15 protein-coding genes are annotated in these 19,116 nt (G+C 50.7%); 4 read left to right on the top strand and 11 right to left on the bottom strand.

The window, feature by feature from the left end:
• Positions 1-3: 3 nt before the first annotated feature.
• From H9Q78_RS11075 to H9Q78_RS11065, 3 genes are read right to left on the bottom strand one after another with little or no spacing between them, the layout of a single operon-like run.
• On the bottom strand, positions 4-1,476 hold the full coding sequence (locus H9Q78_RS11075; protein ID WP_117485012.1) for an ABC transporter ATP-binding protein: 1,473 nt from the start codon (positions 1,474-1,476) through the stop codon (positions 4-6).
• On the bottom strand, positions 1,473-2,198 hold the full coding sequence (locus tag H9Q78_RS11070) for an energy-coupling factor transporter transmembrane component T (RefSeq protein WP_117485010.1): 726 nt from the start codon (positions 2,196-2,198) through the stop codon (positions 1,473-1,475). The genes H9Q78_RS11075 and H9Q78_RS11070 overlap by 4 nt, the downstream gene beginning before the upstream one ends.
• Positions 2,195-2,803, bottom strand: a complete 609-nt coding sequence (locus H9Q78_RS11065; protein ID WP_008395298.1) for an MptD family putative ECF transporter S component — start codon at positions 2,801-2,803, stop codon at positions 2,195-2,197. The genes H9Q78_RS11070 and H9Q78_RS11065 overlap by 4 nt, the downstream gene beginning before the upstream one ends.
• A 180-nt stretch (positions 2,804-2,983) precedes the next feature.
• Between H9Q78_RS11065 and H9Q78_RS11060 the strand changes: the two genes are divergently transcribed.
• Both H9Q78_RS11060 and H9Q78_RS11055 read left to right on the top strand, forming a co-directional pair.
• On the top strand, positions 2,984-3,955 hold the full coding sequence (locus H9Q78_RS11060; RefSeq protein ID WP_008395299.1) for a helix-turn-helix transcriptional regulator: 972 nt from the start codon (positions 2,984-2,986) through the stop codon (positions 3,953-3,955).
• Between the two features lie 567 nt (positions 3,956-4,522).
• Positions 4,523-4,879 carry a helix-turn-helix domain-containing protein gene (locus H9Q78_RS11055; RefSeq protein WP_005337966.1) on the top strand — a complete coding sequence of 119 codons (357 nt, stop codon included), beginning with the start codon at positions 4,523-4,525 and terminating at the stop codon, positions 4,877-4,879.
• Positions 4,880-5,101: 222 nt separating this feature from the next.
• Here the strand turns inward: H9Q78_RS11055 and H9Q78_RS11050 are convergent, their stop codons facing one another.
• Positions 5,102-6,514, bottom strand: coding sequence for a relaxase/mobilization nuclease domain-containing protein (locus H9Q78_RS11050; RefSeq protein WP_195232503.1), 1,413 nt, complete (start codon positions 6,512-6,514; stop codon positions 5,102-5,104).
• 121 nt (positions 6,515-6,635) lie between these two features.
• Between H9Q78_RS11050 and H9Q78_RS11045 the strand changes: the two genes are divergently transcribed.
• A complete protein-coding gene (locus H9Q78_RS11045) occupies positions 6,636-8,048 on the top strand; it encodes an ATP-binding protein (RefSeq protein ID WP_003526266.1) in 1,413 nt (470 codons plus the stop codon).
• A 73-nt stretch (positions 8,049-8,121) separates the two neighbouring features.
• On the opposite strand, the gene H9Q78_RS11040 is transcribed toward H9Q78_RS11045, so the two are convergent.
• From H9Q78_RS11040 to H9Q78_RS11015, 6 genes are all read right to left on the bottom strand, one after another.
• A complete protein-coding gene (locus H9Q78_RS11040; protein ID WP_097772891.1) occupies positions 8,122-8,421 on the bottom strand; it encodes a CD1845 family protein in 300 nt (99 codons plus the stop codon).
• Positions 8,418-8,720, bottom strand: coding sequence for a hypothetical protein (locus H9Q78_RS11035; protein WP_015529855.1), 303 nt, complete (start codon positions 8,718-8,720; stop codon positions 8,418-8,420). Before H9Q78_RS11035 ends, H9Q78_RS11040 begins: the two co-directional genes overlap by 4 nt.
• Before the next feature lie 151 nt (positions 8,721-8,871).
• A complete protein-coding gene (locus tag H9Q78_RS11030; protein WP_003526263.1) occupies positions 8,872-9,210 on the bottom strand; it encodes a plasmid mobilization protein in 339 nt (112 codons plus the stop codon).
• Positions 9,211-9,212: 2 nt separating this feature from the next.
• Positions 9,213-10,031, bottom strand: a complete 819-nt coding sequence (locus tag H9Q78_RS11025) for a DUF3849 domain-containing protein (protein ID WP_044907628.1) — start codon at positions 10,029-10,031, stop codon at positions 9,213-9,215.
• A 1-nt stretch (position 10,032) separates the two neighbouring features.
• On the bottom strand, positions 10,033-17,583 hold the full coding sequence (locus H9Q78_RS11020) for an SNF2-related protein (RefSeq protein WP_330595163.1): 7,551 nt from the start codon (positions 17,581-17,583) through the stop codon (positions 10,033-10,035).
• 110 nt (positions 17,584-17,693) lie between these two features.
• Positions 17,694-18,038 carry a TnpV protein gene (locus H9Q78_RS11015; protein ID WP_229030537.1) on the bottom strand — a complete coding sequence of 115 codons (345 nt, stop codon included), beginning with the start codon at positions 18,036-18,038 and terminating at the stop codon, positions 17,694-17,696.
• Here H9Q78_RS11015 and H9Q78_RS11010 point away from each other — a divergent pair.
• Positions 18,037-18,804, top strand: coding sequence for a hypothetical protein (locus H9Q78_RS11010; RefSeq protein ID WP_229030535.1), 768 nt, complete (start codon positions 18,037-18,039; stop codon positions 18,802-18,804). The genes H9Q78_RS11015 and H9Q78_RS11010 overlap by 2 nt on opposite strands.
• A gap of 96 nt (positions 18,805-18,900) precedes the next feature.
• On the opposite strand, the gene H9Q78_RS11005 is transcribed toward H9Q78_RS11010, so the two are convergent.
• The gene (locus H9Q78_RS11005; protein ID WP_002576226.1) at positions 18,901-19,116 is read right to left on the bottom strand and encodes a transposon-transfer assisting family protein; all 216 of its coding nucleotides are present in this window, start codon (positions 19,114-19,116) and stop codon (positions 18,901-18,903) included.

Raw genomic sequence — 19,116 nt, 5'->3', positions numbered from 1 at the left:
ACTTCACATCTCCTTTCTCTCTGAAACAGAGAACAGTTCCCGGAGCTTTTGAAGGGAATCCATCACAACAGGGATGTCATCCGGCATTTCCCCTTCATCAAAATGCAGGACACGGGAGCAGGTACGGCAGACAAATTCAAAATCGTGGGTGACAATAAAAATGATTTTCCCCTGTTCGGATAACCGTTTTATCAGACCTGCCACCTGCGCCATGCTGTCAAAGTCCAAGCCGCTGGTGGGTTCATCGAACACCAGCAAATCTTTTCCACATATCATGCTGACTGCCACAGCCACACGTTGCTTCTGTCCACCGGAAAGCGTGTTGGGATGGCGTTCCCGGTAGGCTGTAAGCCCCAATTCCTTCATGGTTTCCTCTACTAAATCTTGATCCGGGTTTCGGATTCCGAAGGAACATTCTGCCCCCACACTCTCCGCAAACAATTCATAGTTCACATCCTGCATAACCATATAAGAGCGTTTCAACCTCGCCTTGTGTTCCATCGGCTGGTCGTCCCAAAGGAACGCGCCTTCACAGTCTTTATGAAGCCCACACAGGGCGCGAGAAAACGTGGTCTTTCCGGCTCCATTATGACCGACCACCCCAATGACTTCCCCCTTTGCCGCAGAAAGAGCAATCTGGTGTAGAATCGTCCGTTTTTTATAGCGCAGAGTAACATCATGGAGTGCTAATGTGGGAGAGGAAATAGGCGGATGACTGGCCGGAGGGAGCACCCTTGCCAGATCAACCGCCCGCAGCCCCATGTGTTCCCGTTCGGTTTCGGGCAGCCGGAGAAATTCCTCCGGCGTGAAAATCCTTGCTATTTCTCCATCTTCCAGATAAACAATGCGATCTGCCAGCTCCATCAGATAATAGAGTCTGTGCTCCGCAATCAAAATGGTTTTCCCCTGGCTTTTTATCAGCCGCAGATGTTCTTTCAATTCCTGGATGGAAGCCATGTCCAGATTCGAGGATGGTTCGTCCAGCAGATAGATTTCCGGGTTCATGGCATAGACAGACGCAAACGCGATTTTCTGTTTCTCCCCACCAGACAATTCAAAAATATTGCGGTTCCGTAGCTTTTCAATATGCAAATCTTTTGTTGTCTGTTCTACCCGTTCCTCCAGTTCCTTTACCGGCCTGGCTTCATTTTCAATTCCAAACGCAATCTCACTGTCCGTATCCACATTGAAAAACTGCGTCCGGGGATTCTGAAAGACGGAGCCCACCTTTGCGGCGATCTGATACATGGGCAGGTTGCTGATTTCCTGTCCGTCCACCAGCACACGCCCTTGAAGTTCTCCCTGGTAAAATTGTGGAATCAGGCCGTTTACCAACCTTGTGACCGTTGTTTTTCCACACCCGCTACGGCCACAGAACAAGACACATTCCCCGTCTGCAATTTTCAGGCTGATTCCATGCAGACCACCATGCTCCTGTCCCTCATAAGAAAATGATACATTTTCAAATTCAATCACCCGGTCACACCTCCCCGCATACATAATTCAAAAATAAAGAAAGCAACAGCAATCAACATCGCCATCCAATCTGCAATCCCGCATTTTATCTGGACAAGGCAGGTCCGGGGATTGGGATTCTCAATCCCGCGAGTAACAGAGGCAATGGAAAGCTCGTCCGCTGCTTTGGAGGCCATCATCATCAGCGGCACATAAATACACTCTACCGTCATCCCCGGATGGGAAAGGAATCCGCCCAGGGAGGGCGATACATCCCGCATCCGCATGGCGTCCTTAACAAAATGCCAGTCCTCCTGGATAGTTGGAATATAGCGCAGCATGACCGCAAATGTGATGACAAATTTTTTCGGGGCATGGATGCGGTTCATGGCAGATAAAAACTCGCTGACTTTCGTTGTGGACAGGACAATCCCTGCCAGCATCCCACAAGCATAAACTTTATGGTACAGTCCAAGGAACGCAACAAACATGGTCCGTAGCGTCCCCGTCATGGCCGCCATGATCCAGACCGTCAGTACACAGACCACGGCATAAAAGCAGACCCCTTTTATGGAATATTTCCACTTTCCGCAAAGCACTCCCAATACAGCAATCAGCAGGACAAGTGCAAACTGATACGAAAGGGAAGGTGCGAACATGGAACACAGTACGCACATTAAAATAAGAAAGAGCTTGGCCCGCGGGTCAAGCCAAAGCCCTTTCTGGACGGTGTTACCCATCATGCTGTAATACCTGCTTTTTCAAACTGCTTCTTCAGCATTTTGCAGCCCACAAATGCACTGATAGAAGCTGTTACAAGGAGAGCGGCAAACATGGCGATAAAGATTCCCGCGTTTGCGGTCGCCTGCATGGTGTCGATATAGCTTTGCTCGGTTCCATTTCCCAACATGGTCTGTGCCCAGCCCTGGGGATCAGCGAAGAAAACAAGGTACGACCCTGTTCCGCCCAGGGAGAAAAGGATATAGGACAGGCTGTTGATTTTCTTGCTCTTGTACTGCTTTGTACCGGCGACAAAATCCGCTACGACGGCCATAATGAGATAGCCCAGCGCAAACGCCCAGTGCATACCGGTGACAAACCAGATGATGGCCATTATAACGCCCATGATCGTGATACTCCAGCGCTTATGTACTTTTGCGATCATCAGCAGATAAACCGGCCCGGCAAGCAGAGCACTCCCGGCGGGCATGAAAAAGGTCAGCATCGGGTTGGTAGCAAAAAAGACGCCACCCACCATGATAAATACGAACAAAAGTGCGGTGAAAATCCCTGTTGTTACTAAGTCCTTGACGGACAATCCTGCCTTTGCATTTACTTGATTACTCATATTTTTTCCTCCTGCTTCAAGAACGGTTGACCTACCGCCTGAAATCTGTTATATTATGATTAGTTGCTGCTAACCACGGTCTATATGATACTAACTTTCCGGGCGGTCTGCAATATGTTCCGGGCATCTTCGTCCTTTCATTGCAAAGCTCCGTCCAATCGTTTCAAAGGAGGCCGTCATTTGAACAATAGCATTATTGCGGATTACTATGAGCCGCTTTTAACAGATAACCATTTTATCCCGGTAGATAGCAATAACCGCTTCAATTCTGCCGGACAATGCTGGCGGTTATCGCCTGAATTTGGGGAAGGCCTTTACTGGGTCTATGCGAAAAAAGACCTGTACGACATTAAAATCCACGATTTCTATTTTCACGAAGATTTCTTCATGGAATTTAACCTGCCAGAAGCCTTAAGCATTACCCAGTATGAATCTATCTCCGGGGAGGAATTAAATCCCTATCGGCGGATGTCTGCCGGATGTATTAAAGCCTTTATCGGCGGTTATAAGCCATACAAGGCGCTGATCCACAAAAAAATCCCCATCCGTTCCATCGGTATCGAAGTCATGCCGGCATACTATGAGGATTATCTCCAAAAGCAATATCCAGGGGATTATATCAGCCCGCTTGCAGCTTTCCGGCAGATCGATCAGACAACAGATTTCCCAGCTATGGCTAAATTGCTCCATGAAGTAAAGGTCTACCGTGGGGATGGGATTGCCGCAGGATTATTCTATGAAGCGAAAGTAGCCGAGGCCGTATCTCTTGTCGTGGAAGAACAGAAAAAAATTCTGTCCCGTAAAGAGAAACGTTTGTCCGAGCAGGATGTGGCGCAACTGAAAAATGTGATTGCTTATCTCAATGACCACTATGCTTTTGATATTCCATTAGAACGTCTTGCAAAAATCGCCTGTATGGGAACCACTAAGCTGAAAACATCTTTTAAGCAGCTGCAAGGCTGCACGATCACAGAGTACATTCAACAGCGCCGCATGAGCCAGGCAGAGCATTTGCTGATCGATACGGATTTCACAATGGGACAGATTGCGGAAATGATCGGTTACTCTACTTCTAGCCGGTTTGCGGAATTATTTCGCAAGAGTACAGGCCTCCTGCCGATTGAATATCGGAAAATGGCTCAGCAAAAATAAATTCACAATGTAATGCCACGACAGATCACTCTACAACGGAGTTTCAGTCGTGGCATTTTTCTGCTTTTCCTTACGGATATAGCCATTTTCCCCTTTCCAAATTGTAGTATTAGTAGAGAGAAAAATAGAAGGTAAGGCTTGATAACAAGCACAGCAAGCGAGTACCCGCTTGCGATTTTTCATATTTTCAGATCTCTTGACCGAAAATGAAAAATGTTTGTTGAGATAATCTCAAACTCTTATGAAGAATGGAGGCAGCGCATGGCGAACCGGAAACGGAATATCCAGATGAATTTTTATGTCACAGAGAATAAAAAACGGCTCATAGATGAGCAGATAAAACTGCTAGCCTCCCTACCGCATTCAATATCATTCTCGTTTGGCAACGAACTAAAAGCTGAAATCTGCAATTCATCCTCATAGTTCAATTAGTAGCCGGAAACGCCATAATCACGGAGCAACCATGTTATCAAAAAGGAATCGGCATAATCAGTCCTGTTCTCAAGCACAATAAGGTTATTCCTTTGTGCAAATCGGAACGATAAAATATATTTGAGGTGAACGATTATGCCGATTGATGATTTAACTGCTTTAGGGCAAAAAATGCGGGAAGCCCGAAAGAATAAAGAACTGACACAACAGGAACTTTCCGATCTAAGCCATGTTTCTGTAAAGCAAATTGCCAATATCGAAAAAGGGAAAATGAACCCGTCCTATTTGATTTTGAGAGCATTGGCAAAGGTCCTGCACATCTCTTTAGATACGCTTATAAATCCAGATGTTTCTCTGGAGGATGAGGGTGTCAATCAGATGAAAATGCTTTATTCCAGCTGTCCGCCAGAAATGCGTGACACCCTGCTGCATCACACCCAAGAAACGGTGAAGGAACTGACAGAGTTATCCGAGAAATTTGAAACGAATTGAGCCAGTGAGTGAAATTTAACGATTCTCTCACTGGTTCTTTTCATTTTCGGAGAAAAGAGGCAAGCAATGCCGGTGTTAATACACACCGACCCGCAGAGAAGAAAATCCCTTTGTGATTTTCCTCTCCGCTTGCTTGTTGAGGGCAGCGCCCCCAAGCCCCTTTGAACACAGAATTTTATTCTGTGGCTACGCGTTCTGCGAACGCTTTTGACCAGGACCAGCTTACCGCTGGCCGTGGTCTTTTTCTTTTTCAACATCCTGTTCTACCTCCATTTTCAGGACCCGATCCACATTGGCCTTTGCCGTTAAAAGTTCTCGCATTTCCTCACGGGAATGCCGATACTCGGCATAGGTCTTTTTCTTTTCTTCCAACAATTTCGCGTACTCTGTCTGCAACTCTTTGACCTTGGGCAGCTTCTTGACGCCCATCTCATCAAAGGCATTCTTAGCAGCCTGGTGGAGCAGAATTTCTTCCTCATGTTCTTCCCTGAATTTCTTAGAGTAACCCGCCTTGCGGTATGCCACATAGACCTCACGGGTCTTGGCATAATTTACGATGTGAGTACGCAGAACAGCGATCTCTGCCATGCGCTTTTCAGCCGCTTTGATCTGCGCCGAAAGTTCATTGTGATGTGCCGTGGCAGCCGCAGCCTTTTCTTCCAAAACCGCATACTCCAGCAGGTTGTGCTCTGACAGGTAATTCATGGTCTGCGCCATCTGCTTGAGGTTGAACACCTTAGCCCATCGAGCATAGCCAGCGCCTTTTCCAGCCTGCAATTTTGCCTGAATGTCCACCAGCAGATTGATCTTTGGCGGCTCTGCCTGTGTGACTGTTTTCTTTCGCGGGGTATGTGCTTTCTTCCCGGAGAGAACTGCCCGCAAATCTTCCAATCCATATCCTTCGCCCAGACTGTCCATGCGGGCGGCTTTCTCCCAACCAGAGAGTTTCAGTCGATACGATTTTCCGCACTTTGAGACTTCACAACCATACTCTTGCAACAGCTTCAGCAGTTCTTCAAAGTCAGCAGGACTTTGTGATAATGCGTTGTCAATCGCCACACGCAGCAGCTCTCGATGAGAGGGCTTTGCCTGATCTCCCAGCCACTTGTTATAGCTTTTTCCGTGAGGTTTCGGATTCTCTACAATGGACAGTCCGTTTTCAATGCAGATTGTATCACTTAACCGGCGAACCGCCTTGGTGCTGCCCCAAAAGTTTCGGAATTTCCGGTCATATTCTAAGCTAACCGATGACCAGATAATGTGATTATGAATGTGCGACTTGTCTATGTGAGTGCAGACCACAAAGGCATGATTGCCTTTGGTAAATCGCTTGGCAAATTCCACACCCAGCCGGTTAGCTTCTTCCGGAGTAATCTCGCCGGGGCGGAAGGACTGGCGCACATGATAGGCAATCACGTCATCTGCACCGCGCACTCGTCCGGTAGCGGCAATGTACTGCCGCTTTGCCAGAAGGAACTCTGCATCCGCAGTCCGGCTGTCACACGCATAGCCGGTAATGAGCTTGCCGTTATCTGTTTTCTGTGGATTTGCTACATAGTCGATGATGTCACTGATTGCCCGACTTTCTGTGCGACCCTTGCCAACATGAAGCGGCATGATTCTTGTAGTTGCCATAATAGAAGGCCCTCCTCTCATAAATATTTTTTCGCTGAACTCTTTGCTTCTATCGTTGCAATAACTTTCTCCGCTGGGTATAATAAAAAAGAACATTCTACAACCTCAAAGGAGGGATTTTATGATAGAACAGCTCATTGCCGAAGCAACGGAATGTGATTTCAAAGTTGCTCTCGAAACAAAAAAGCCAAAAAGCTGGTTAAAAAGTGTCAGTGCCTTTTCCAATGGGATCGGCGGCACTCTGTTTTTCGGAGTCTCTGATGACCGGGAGCCTATCGGCTTGTCAGATGTTCAAAAGGATGCTGAAGCGATCAGCCGCTTAATCAAAGAACGAATCACACCATTACCGCAGTTCATCTTAAAACCATTACAGGAAGATGGTAAAAATCTATTAGCTCTGGAGGTTTCTCCCGGCCGCAGCACTCCATATTATTACAAGGCAGACGGCGTGATGGAAGCATATATCCGTGTTGGAAATGAAAGCGTAATTGCCCCTGATTACATTGTGAATGAACTGATCTTAAAGGGAACCAATCAGTCCTTTGATACCCTAACAACAGACGCGGTAAAAAAGGATTACAGCTTTACACTTCTGGAAGCAACCTATCTGGAACGGACCGGTCTCCGCTTTGAGCCATCCGATTATGTTTCCTTTGGTTTGACTGATAAAAATGGACTCCTGACCAATGCCGGAAAACTCATGACCGATCAGCACACGGTTTATAACTCCCGTATGTTCTGTACCCGGTGGAATGGCTTGGAAAAAGGCTCTATCTTTGATGATGCGCTGGACGATAAAGAATACGAGGGAAATTTGATTTATTTACTGAACAGCGGCAGTGAATTTATTCGCAATAATTCCAAAGTCCGTTTTGTCAAAAAGGCACAGTATCGTGTAGACAAGCCGGATTATGCTGAACGAGCTGTGACAGAGGCTCTTGTTAATGCGCTTATCCATCGTGATTATATTGTGCTTGGCAGCGAAATCCATATTGATATGTTTGATGATCGGGTGGAAATCACATCTCCGGGCGGTATGTTTGGCGGCGGCTCAATTCAGGAATACGATATTTACAGTATCCGTTCCATGCGGCGAAACCCTGTGATTGCTGACCTGTTCCACCGCATGAAGTACATGGAACGCCGTGGAAGTGGCCTACGCAAAATCGTCAGTGAAACCGAAAAGCTACCTGGATATACAGCGGCATATAAGCCTGAATTTTCCTCAACAGCAACAGATTTCAGGGTCATCTTGAAAAATGTAAACTACAACTTAGAGGATGACACCCACCAAGTTATCCACCAAGTTACCCACCAAGATATTGAACTATCAACGGTGTCCAAACAGATTTTGGCTTTTTGCACAACACCAAAATCCAAGAAAGAGCTTGCAGTATTTTGCGGCTTCAAAGATTTAAGAAACTTCACTTTGAAGCATATCAATCCGCTTTTAGAATCCGGGCAATTAGAAATGACTATTCCCGATAAACCTAAAAGTCGCAATCAAAAATATATTACAGTTCGTTCCGAATAAACAGAGAAGCAGGGCAGTGGGTCTCATCTCCCATTGTCCTGCTTCTTTTCATTCCAAATTATATTCACATCATTTACCCATACACCCAATCCTGGATCGCAAATTTCAAACTCTGCACCTTGCTCAGCAGCCAGATCGCAGCCAGCGGCAGCCCCATCGGGCTAATCAAAAATGCCATAACCAGCAAAATCACACCATTCTGCGGGGAATAGGTAATCAGCACAGCCACGCCAAGCAGAGCAATTACCGTGCTTAGTAGACCAAGCACCAGACCGGATATGTAGATCAGCCCCGTGCAGAGCCAGACAAAAAGCGTCAACACCAAAATGACCGGTGCAGTTACGATCATCAGCAGACATTTCAAAATCTTCATTTCTGTTCCTCCTTCCAACGCTCCAGATACTGTTTGCATAGGGCATCCGCTTCTCTCTCATCATCTTCCGTCACTTCCCGTTTTCCTTTGGTCAGTTCAATCTCCAGATAAGTCCGGTAATCATCGGCTAAGAGGTCGAACAGTTCCTTGGGAGTATGGCACACCTCGCCAGAGCAATAGTGAAAATCTTGGTCAAATTCAACTCTTACACATCCATGGCGGCTGATATAAACTTCTATGGTCTCGTCTGCGGTTAGGTAATCCGCAAAAATCTCCAGCACCTTTTCAAAGGTCAGCATCTGTTTTCACTCCTTTGCTACGCTTCTTATTCTACTCATATTATCCGGTACGGACAGGCAAAAGACAAGGATACAGACAAAAAGAAAAAGCGGAGGAAGGTGCGGCGAAGAAACGCCGTTCCTCCCTCCGCAAATGGAGTATCTATCCCTGTTATGAAAGTTTGGAGAGTTGGGTAAGGATTTCCTTCACACCCTCCCACAGTTGTTCCTGCCGCTGGGATATATCCTCCAAGTCAGCATTATAAACCCGCCCGGTCTCATGCACTTTGCGGGTCAGCTGGTTCAAGTTGTTGCTGCTTCGGCGCATCAGGGAGACCAGCTCCTTCAGCTCTGGCAGTTCCAGCTTGACCACATAACCATCCAGCGCCATTTTCCGCAGATAAGCGCTCAAATTCTCTGTCCCGTATTGCTGCATCTTTTGATGGATCAGTTCCAGTTCTTCTGCGGACACCCAAAACAAAACCGGCACATCCCGCTTGCGCTTTGCCATGGTTATCGCTCCGGCTCCCGTTTTTTCGGGGCGGCAGACTTATGGGCGGGCAGCTCCTGTTTGAGCTTATCCCGTACTGAGGGACGGGACGGTTCCAGTTTTTCTCTCTGGGTACGGCTGTGCTGCTGTTCTTCACGCACCAGATCAATAAAACCATCCAGCACAGCAGGGTGGCTGTTTAAGGCATAACCACAACGGACGGTTTCGGGATTATCGTTGGGAATGGTCTTGGCCCATTCTTTGTTGCGTCGGGAGTAACGCCCATCCCAGTCCTGAAGCTGGACCGTGTTAGACAGAACCATGGACACACGCTCCATGCCATAGGTCTCGATCACACCCTTTGCCGCATCGTGACTGAGATACATTCCGTCGAAGTGCTCCCGCACCGCCGCTTCAATAGACTCCTTGCATTGGCGATTTACATTGTTGGAAGCTCGGTACTGCTCCAGCTCCCCATGTTCTCTCGCATAGGCAGCTGAATGGGGATAGATCGGTGTTGTTCGCAGTTCCTCTTTAGCTCTGCACACATCGTCGGCACGGTTCTCAATACTGTCCCGGATCACATCCATATAGCCGGTCTCCAGCTTTTCAAAATAGCGGTACACATCCGCCAATGGAGAGGGAGATTCCAAAAGTGCCTTGGCCTGGGCGTCGGTCAGCTCCAGCTCCTCCATCGCCATCACAATATCCTCACGGACAGTATATTCATAGGTGTGGTGCAGGATTTCTTCCGGGGGCTGGCTTTTCAGCCAGTCCCGGAACTTATCCTGTTCGGCAGCCATCTTTTCATAAAGGGCTGTATTCAGATCGTTAGTATTCATGTTATCGCACCTCCTCATGCTGTTTTGGTTTCTTGTCTGTACTGCGGGGTTGCACCGGGCGTTTTAGGTTATCCAGCACCGAAGTCCGTGTGCTTTTGGCAACAACAGACTCGGTGTGTGCCTGCCCCTTTCCGTCGATGTTGAGCAGGGTATCCAACTCCACCAGACGGGCGTTTTTGCTTCTCAGTTCTTCTTCATAAAGGAATGGCTTTCCGACTTCCTCCTTTGCGGCAGCCTGCTGCTGATAGAGGTTATCCAGCTGGGCCTTTGCCATCTCCAGACGCTGGGACATCTGAGCGAGGGCATTGTCGATACGAGTAAGATTCCCGCGAGGGTCTGTACCAAGGGTTGCCCGGTGGGTCATCTGTCCTTTCAGCAGGAGCGTATACTCCTGTTTCCAAGCGGAAAATTCCACGGACATGGCATAACCCCGGTAGTTGCCGATCTGCACCGGATCGGAGGTTTTGACCTCCTTGCAGGCATCCAAAAGGGCTGCACCGGCGTTCTCCTTATCGGTCAGCAGGTCTCCACGAATCTCCATACCAGCAAAACCGTCCTCTGGGTGCGGGTGAGCTGCCAAAACCTCCAGATCGGATTCAAAGCCCTTGATAAAACCTTTGTGCTTTTCAATCTCCTCCGGGAAGTATTTGAGCAGCTGGTCCTCCAGACGATATTGCTTGCTCTGGTGGTCGGCTTTCATCAGTTTCAGGCGGGATACCTCCACATCCAAATCCATACGCTCTTTGATACGGGGGTCTCCGGCACACAAAGCCTTGATCTCGGCAAAGGAAAGCGCCGTTTCATCCACATCATCGCAGGAGCGCACCGGACTTTTGCTGGTCATGATCTGGCTGATAAATTTCTGCTTGTTCTCCACCGTCTGCCAGAGGTATGCGTCAAAAGTTCCTTCTGTCACATAGCGGTACACATGGACAAGGGGGTTCTGGTTGCCCTGGCGCTCGATACGGCCCTTGCGCTGGGCAAGGTCTCCCGGTCTCCACGGACAGTCCAGGTCATGAAGTGCCACCAGACGGTCCTGCACATTGGTGCCTGCGCCCATCTTGGCGGTGCTGCCCAAAAGGACACGAACCTGACCGGTACGGACTTTAGAGAACAGCTCCTTTTTCCGCACTTCGGTATTGGCTTCATGGATAAAAGCGATCTGGTCGGCAGGCATCCCCTGGGCAATGAGTTTCTGACGAATATCGTCATATACCGTAAAGACCGGTTCCTGCTCCGGCAGAGGCACAGCGCCTTCCAGTGCGTGAAGCAGTGGATTATCCAGCGTTTTCGCCGCCTTGCTTACAGGAGCTTTTGCCTGCGGGGTAGAAATGTCGCAGAACACCAGCTGGGTCAGCTTGTCAGCTTTGCCGTCCCGCCAGATCTGCATGATGTTGTCCACGCACTGATTGACCTTTGTTCCGGGTTCATCCGGCAGCATCTGGTTGACGATCCTCTGGTCAAGCCCCAGCTTGCGGCCATCCGAGGTAATCTTGAGCATATTATCCTGGGACGGGTCAACGGTTCCGCTGTGTACCAGCGATGCGCGCTCCGAAAGAGCCTTGACCATTTCCTGCTGATGTTCGGTGGGTTGCGCCACAATGTTGTGGTACTCCACTTCCGGGGTAGGGAGATTTAACTGATCGGCAGTCTTAATGTCGGCCACTTCTTTGAACAGGTTCATCAGCTCAGGCAAGTTAAAGAACTTGCTGAATCTCGTTCTTGCCCGGTAGCCGGTGCCTTCTGGTGCCAGCTCCAATGCTGTGACGGTCTCCCCAAATCGGGAAGCCCAGCAGTCGAAGTGGGTCATGTTCAGTTCTTGCAGGCGTTCATATTGAAGATAACGCTGCATGGTGTAAAGCTCGGTCATGGAGTTGCTGACCGGTGTGCCGGTGGCAAAGATCACGCCACGGTTTCCGGTGATCTCATCCATATAGCGGCACTTGGCAAACATATCGGAGGATTTCTGCGCGTCCGATGTGGAAAGACCAGCCACATTCCGCATTTTTGTGTATAAAAACAGGTTCTTGTAGTTGTGGGCCTCGTCCACAAACAACCGGTCCACACCTAGCTGCTCAAAAGTTACCACATCATCTTTTCGCCCCTCGGCTTGCAGCTTTTCCAGTCTGGCTTCCAGAGACTTTCTGGTACGCTCCAGCTGCTTGACGGTAAAACGCTCGCCGCCGCTGGCCTGCACCTCTGCGATGCCCTCGGTGATCTCGTCGATCTGCTCATAGAGAAGCCTTTCCTGACGCTCCCGGCTGATGGGGATACGCTCAAACTGGCTGTGTCCCATGATGATGGCGTCGTAGTCACCGGTCGCAATACGGGCGCAGAACTTCTTGCGGTTATGGGTCTCAAAGTCCTTTTTGGTTGTGACTAAGATGTTGGCAGAAGGATAGAGGCGCAGAAACTCCGATGCCCACTGCTCAGTCAGGTGGTTGGGAACCACAAAGAGAGATTTCTGGCACAAGCCCAGGCGTTTGGCTTCCATCGCAGCGGCCACCATCTCAAAGGTTTTGCCTGCGCCTACTTCGTGTGCCAGCAGGGTATTTCCGCCATACAGCACATGGGCGATGGCACTTTTCTGGTGTTCCCGCAGGGTAATGGCCGGGTTCATGCCGCCAAAAGTGATATGGCTGCCATCATACTCGCGGGGACGGGTAGAGTTCATTTCTTCGTTATACTGGCGCACCAAAGTCTGGCGGCGCTCCGGGTCTCTCCAGATCCAGTCCCTAAAGGCTTCCCGGATAGCCTGCTGTTTTTGAGCAGCCAGGGTGGTCTCCTTGGCATTCAGCACGCGGCGCTCTTTTCCATCCGCGTCCTCTATGGTGTCATAGATACGGACATCCCGCAGGTTCAGACTGTCCTCCAAAATCTTATAAGCATTGGCGCGGCTGGTCCCATAGGTGGTATAAGCTGCTACATCGTTGTAGGATACGGAAGATTTCCCCTTGATCTGCCATTCAGCAGTAAAGGAAGAATAGTTGACCTCGATACTGCGCTGGAGATAAAACGGGGTGTTGAAGGTCTCGTACATAAACTGCTGGATATATTCCTTGTCGATCCAGGTGGCACCAAGGCGCACCTCGATCTCCGACGCATCCAGGTCTTGGGGCTGGGCGGCGGTAAGGGCTTCCACATTGACTGCAAAAGAAAGGTTCTGCTGTGCCGCCCTCTGTGCCTGACGCAGTTTGCGGCGTACATTGCCGGAAAGGTATTCATCAGCAGTCACATAATGGGGTGTGCCGTCTTTCTCCAACTGTCCCGGTACACGGAAGATCACGCCTTGCAGCTCTCCGGCCAGTTCTTCTTTTGTTTTTCCGGTAAGCCGACTCATATAGCTCATATCTACGCAGGCTTTTTCCGAGATGGACACCGCCAGTGCTTCGCTTGCCGTATCCACAGTAGCCACTGCCTGATGGGGCTTGATGGTCCGTTTGGTGAACATATCCGCCTTGCGCTCCAGCTTTCCGTCCTCGTCAATAACTTCCAGCGCACAGAGCAGGTAATAGGAAGAATCGTCTGCATAGGCCAGGCGGTTTGCACGGTCATTGATGAGACCGTATTTGGCAGAAAAGCTGTCATAGAGCTGGTTCAGTTCCGCCTGTTTTTGGGTAATGGTGCTGTCTGGAACCGCTGCATCCATCTGAAGGTCGATCAGTTCCTGCACACAATCACGCAGTCCCACAAGACCTTTCACGCGGGCTTCGGCGGTGGCGTTGAGATCAGGGCGCACCATGCGGCTGTTTTCCCGGTAGTACACCTGCCCGTCTACAATGGCATAGGAATAGTTCTTCACATTTGGGTCGGCAGGAATGGAGGTGTCAATAGCTTCGCCCTCGCCCAGCTCCGGCAGCTCTGCCTCCTGATAAGTGCCATGAATGTACTTCACCGCATCATGCAGCTGGTCGGAAAGCTCCAGTCCCTCGATAGGGTTCACGGTGTAATCCATACCATGAGCGGTGCTTACCGGCTCCTGTCTGCCCAGCACCATTTCCGGGCGGTCGATAAAATACCGGTTGATGGCAAATCCGTCCTCCGTCTGTCCGATCTGGGCCCATTCCGGCACAATGTCCAGCGGGCGGTCCCGCTTTTGGAGGAAGATGATGTCCGATACCACCTCGGCACCGGCATTCTTTTTGAACGCGTCATTCGGCAGACGGATAGATCCCAGCAGCTCGGCACGCTGGGCAAGATAGCGGCGCACGGTGGAATCCTTGGCGTCCATGGTATAGCGGGAGGTCACAAAAGCTACCACACCGCCGGGGCGCACCTGATCCAGTGCTTTGGCGAAAAAGTAGTTGTGAATACTAAAGTTTAACTTGTTGTAAGTTTTGTCGTTGACCTGATACTGACCGAAAGGCACATTGCCGATGGCAAGGTCAAAGAAGTCCCGCCTGTCAGTGGTCTCAAAGCCGCCTACTGTGATGTCCGCCTTGGGATAGAGCTGCTTTGCGATGCGCCCGGAAACAGGGTCCAGCTCCACGCCGTACAGACGGCTGTTTCGCATTTTCTCCGGCAGCATACCAAAGAAATTGCCCACACCCATAGACGGCTCCAGAATATTTCCGGTCTCAAATCCCATACGGTTCACCGCTTCATAGATGGCTTGAATGACCGTAGGGCTGGTGTAATGGGCGTTGAGGGTAGAGCTTCTGGCGGCGGCATATTCCTCCGGGGTCAGCAGTTCTTTTAGCTGGGCATACTCTAAAGCCCATGCCGGTTTCTCCGGGTCAAACGCATCAGAGAGACCGCCCCAGCCCACATATCGAGAAAGAACCTCCTGCTGTTCGGGGCTTGCCTGCTGTCCGGCAGCTTCCAGCTCTTTCAGCAAACGAATCGCTTTGACATTTGCCTGGAACTTGGCTTTCGGACCGCCTTCGCCCAGGTGGTCGTCGGTGATACGGAAATTCTCAGCGGTGCGGCGCAGGTTGTCCTTATATTCCTCATAAGATGCTTCCTCGGCAGCTTTGGCATTGGGGAAGGTCTGCCACTGGCCATTGACCTGAATGGAAACCGGGTGTTCGTCCAGCACTTCCTCAAAGGTTTTCTCCGGCTCAGTCACAGGGGCTGGTGGCTCCGGCTCCTCGATATGCAGTCGTTCCACCACCACATCATAAGGCAGATTGTTCTTATCGCCCGGATAGACGGCCATGGTCTCGGAATGGAAGGTTGGGGATTCGGTAGCCGGTTGGGGCTGTTCCTGTCCAAAACCGTCCTGCTGACGGGCATACATCCCGCGCAGCAAAGGTGCAACCTCATCCCAGCGGAAATACAGCATAGCCAGACGCTTTTCCTCTGCATCCATGACTTCCAGTTCTATGCCCTGTGCCGTGGTACGGTAATCGGCAATATCGCCGGTCTCCAGATTCAGTGTCTCGATCTCACCGGAATAGGCTCTGCTCAGCCAGTAGGCGATCTCGCTGTTGCTCCTGCCGGATTGCAGCAGCGTGGAAATCTGCTTTTTATCCGCTTCATCCATCAGTCCATGAGCCAATACATCCCGCAAGTCCTGATCTGCCTTGTCCGGGTCAATAGGAAGAAACTCGGTATAGTAAGCATTGCGGCGGTCTGCCCGAAGCAGCTGCTCGAACTGTTCTTTGCGCTCTGCCCGGTAGATGGGATATACCATCCCGGTGGGCAGAAGCTGTACGGTGTCCTCCCGCAGCTCGGTGATCTGATAGGCGTCATCCTCGATATACACGGTATCGCCCACGGCATAGACCGGGGCAGCTGGGTCATAGGATGTTCTTTGCGGAGTTGGGCGGCGAACTGCATCATATTCCTCATCGGAAATAGCAACTTCGGAAGTCTGCTCTGTCTCAGCAGCTGCGATCTGCTCTACATCCGACATCACCTGTTGGATAAACGGATCATTGTCCAGTTTTTCCGGGTCTGCCACCTGGCCGTTGACGATCCCTCTTTCCTCCAGAGCTTCCCGGATGGCGATTGGGTCGATGTCGTCAAAACGGTCCTGTTCTTCTTCGGTATAGAACCGTTCCTCCTGAATGAGCTGGGCAAGCCTGCGCTGTACCTTCGGCCAGGGCAGCTGCGTTTCCTCCGGGCTGCCGGCACGGACAACGAACAGGCTGTTGCTGTTACTGCCGCCGTATTCCTGAGCCAGCCATGCGGCGGTATCTTTTTCTCTTGCATGGTCTTTCATATAGCGGACAACAGCGTGTTTACTCTCGATATTGCCATTCCATGCACAAAGGGCAGTATCAATATCTTCCTGAGAAAGAGGGCGCAGAAGCTCATGGAGCTTTGGATAGGTCTCGTCGATCACTTCCCGATGTAAACGCTGACGGAACTCCGGCACATCCGAATAGAGTCGGATCAGCTCCATATCCTTAGAACCAAGAACCGCACGGCGCACAGCGGCATTGCCCTCGATGACAGCATTTTCACGGTCGGAATGACCGCAGGCATTTCGATATGCCACATCCTCAGATATGGCGGCAGTCACCACAGGCTTATACTGCTCAAACTGCTCCCGAAGGGTAGGCTTTGGCGTTTCTTCCTCTATCTCCGGCTGCTGGGCATGAATGGCATCTTCTTCTGCCAGATCCTTTTCAGCCTGGATCTTGTCATACTGCGCTTGTTCCTGTTCGGTAAGATAGCGGCCTTTCTGGACAAGTGAAGTAATGCGCTTGGCAACCTTTTCCCAGTTCAAGTGAACATCCGGGCAGTCCTGCTTTTTATAGTGCAGTCCTTTCCCATCGTGATCTTCGCCGCTGTGTGTTGCGCCGGACAGGGCATGAGAGCGTCCGCCAATGCCATACTCGTCTTTAAGGAATCTCACTTTTTCCTTATCCGCATGGTTTTCCATGAAGAACGCATAGATACGGCCCTTTCCTCCGGCAAAACTGCTGCCGCCGGTCATGGCGGCGTCGATCTCATCCTCGGTAATGAAATGCTGGACGGTTGGCACTTGGGAAAGGTCCGAAGAAAAAGTTCTGCGTGGCAGGTCAAGATCCTTCAGGTTCTCCCAAATTTCCCTTGGCCTATGGTAATGAAAGCGCAACAGGTCACGGTCCTGCTGATAGGCAGTCCAGAAGGCGGCGTATTCTTCCTTGAGGGTCTGGCGGAAAGCCGGGTCACTCAGCTGCTCGGCAAGCCATGCAGTTTCTTCCGGGAACCCGGTTCTCTGAATACCGGACAGACAGGACAGATACCCGGAATCTCTGGCTTTATCGCTGAAATCGTGGTACAGATGCCAAAGTTTTTCTGCAAGGAGGGAGCGTTCATAGCCTGCCGCTTCTGCAAGCTCCACATTGGAGGCAAACTGGCCACTTTCCAAAAGTTCCCCGATGCGCTCTGCGGCACTCTCCCAGGAAATGACCTGGGCAGACCTGTCATAACGGACAGACTTCCCGTGGGAAAGATGGATGCCATCCTCGGCATACCATACGCTCACGCTGCCAAGGCCGTTGCCGCCGTGGTACAGCGTTTTCAGTATCTCGGCAATCTCAGCGGTGGTTTTCTGCTTTTCAAATGCTGCAACCACACGCTCCCTCTGGCGGTCTGTATTGCCTCCCAAACGCAGCACATGGTCAATATCATTTTGGGCAAAAGAAAAAGCAGAGGATGTATGCGCTACATTCTCTGCTTCATCTATGGATTGGATCTGCTCCGCTTCGGAGAGGAACAGGTTTAGGGTCAGCTGTTGATAAGCTCCGCCATCAGGATCTCCTCTGCCTGGGCTTTGCAGGTGTTCATCAGGCCCACCCACTTCATGGGATCGCTGGCTTTCAGTTCCTCGGTGGCTCCCGCTTCCTTCGCCAGCTGGAGCATCATCTGTTCCAGTCTGCTCTGGGCGGTCTCGTCGATCTCGATGAGGTGCGGGTACAGCTTCTCGCTCAGCAACATCTGGTTGTAGAGGATGGGACGGTGTTCCTTCAGGTAGGTTTTCCTCATCCTGCCGTACTTGCCCAGGGGTTTCTCCGGCTGCTGGCTCAGCTTCAGGTCGGGAATCAGATAGTCTCCGTTCTGGATATAGGTCATGGGATTGTTCATCTTGTTTGCTCCTTTCTTGGTTGGCTTCGCGCTCTGCATTTCGGACGGTAACGCCAATCTGCCGCAGCACCTGCTGGTTGATCTGGCTGACCGCTGTTCCCAGCGCTCCGATGGTTGCCGGAGTATTGAAATCAAAGATCGCCATGAAATCTTCGTGGTCGAAGTAGCGTTCCGGTTCCAGTCCACAGCGGGACATCAAAGCATAAGTGATACTGACGGTGGCGGCTGCCTTGAACTGCACTCCGATGTTAAACTCATCATATTCCTCCAAAAAGGAACCGTCAACGATATAGAAGAAGTCCTGCTGATGCTCCGTCCAGTATTCCTCAGCCAGTTTTCCGGCTACCTCGGTGAGCTGTCCGGCAAGGTCATCACCGGAAACATCATAGGTGCGCTCAAGCATGGCCTGCACCGAATCCAAATGGCGCTCCTCCAACTGCCACAGCCAGGGAGTGCGGGAATGTTCACGGGTTCCGGTGTCGGAAATATCAAAAACATAGCGCAGGCGGGGCCTGTCCCCGGAATCGTCCACCAGAGCAATTCCCTTGGAGCCGCGCCTTACATACCGGCCCATCTTTTCATTCCACAAATCGTACTCTGCACAGGCGGTGGCGTCCGGACGCTGGGCGTAGATCATCAACTGCTCATGGAACGGGTACTTGTAAAGGCGGGAAGCAGTGGTGAGAAACCCTGCCCATTCCTGCCAGCTCCCCGTGAGCTGCGTTGTCACCTTCTCCGCCATCTGTGCATATAGTTCAGCTTTGGTTGGCATAGTGTTCTGTCCTCCTTTCAGTTTTGGGGTAAAAAGGTGGGGTGGCATATTGCCACCCCATCCCTGCGATTATGGTGTTTACTGGTCAAAATCCGGATACAACTCCAGCTCGGCAAACTCGGCATCACTCATGGCCTGGAGCTTGCCCAGTGCGCTGTCTGTCAACTCCCGCAGCTCGGTTTCCTCCGGGGCCAGCTCGCCGCGCATCTCACGCAGGCTGTCGATCAGTCCGGTGCGGCTGCCGGTATTGTAAATGCACATCAGGTTCATTTCCTCAAAAGTAAAGTTTCCCAT

The sequence above is a fragment of the Qiania dongpingensis genome (assembly GCF_014337195.1).
Lineage (GTDB): Bacteria > Bacillota > Clostridia > Lachnospirales > Lachnospiraceae > Lientehia > Lientehia dongpingensis.
This window is presented reverse-complemented; position numbering and strand designations above follow the sequence as displayed.

Bases quoted from the DNA above. Each gene is read 5' to 3' on its own strand.
- H9Q78_RS11005 (WP_002576226.1), bottom strand. From the start codon at position 19,116: ATGGGAAACTTTACTTTTGAGGAAATGAACCTGATGTGCATTTACAAT.
- H9Q78_RS11055 (WP_005337966.1), top strand. From the start codon at position 4,523: ATGCCGATTGATGATTTAACTGCTTTAGGGCAAAAAATGCGGGAAGCC.
- H9Q78_RS11015 (WP_229030537.1), bottom strand. From the start codon at position 18,038: ATGACCTATATCCAGAACGGAGACTATCTGATTCCCGACCTGAAGCTG.
- H9Q78_RS11010 (WP_229030535.1), top strand. From the start codon at position 18,037: ATGGGATTGTTCATCTTGTTTGCTCCTTTCTTGGTTGGCTTCGCGCTC.
- H9Q78_RS11065 (WP_008395298.1), bottom strand. From the start codon at position 2,803: ATGAGTAATCAAGTAAATGCAAAGGCAGGATTGTCCGTCAAGGACTTA.
- H9Q78_RS11070 (WP_117485010.1), bottom strand. From the start codon at position 2,198: ATGATGGGTAACACCGTCCAGAAAGGGCTTTGGCTTGACCCGCGGGCC.
- H9Q78_RS11030 (WP_003526263.1), bottom strand. From the start codon at position 9,210: ATGGCAAAGCGCAAGCGGGATGTGCCGGTTTTGTTTTGGGTGTCCGCA.
- H9Q78_RS11025 (WP_044907628.1), bottom strand. From the start codon at position 10,031: ATGAATACTAACGATCTGAATACAGCCCTTTATGAAAAGATGGCTGCC.
- H9Q78_RS11040 (WP_097772891.1), bottom strand. From the start codon at position 8,421: ATGAAGATTTTGAAATGTCTGCTGATGATCGTAACTGCACCGGTCATT.
- H9Q78_RS11035 (WP_015529855.1), bottom strand. From the start codon at position 8,720: ATGCTGACCTTTGAAAAGGTGCTGGAGATTTTTGCGGATTACCTAACC.
- H9Q78_RS11045 (WP_003526266.1), top strand. From the start codon at position 6,636: ATGATAGAACAGCTCATTGCCGAAGCAACGGAATGTGATTTCAAAGTT.
- H9Q78_RS11050 (WP_195232503.1), bottom strand. From the start codon at position 6,514: ATGGCAACTACAAGAATCATGCCGCTTCATGTTGGCAAGGGTCGCACA.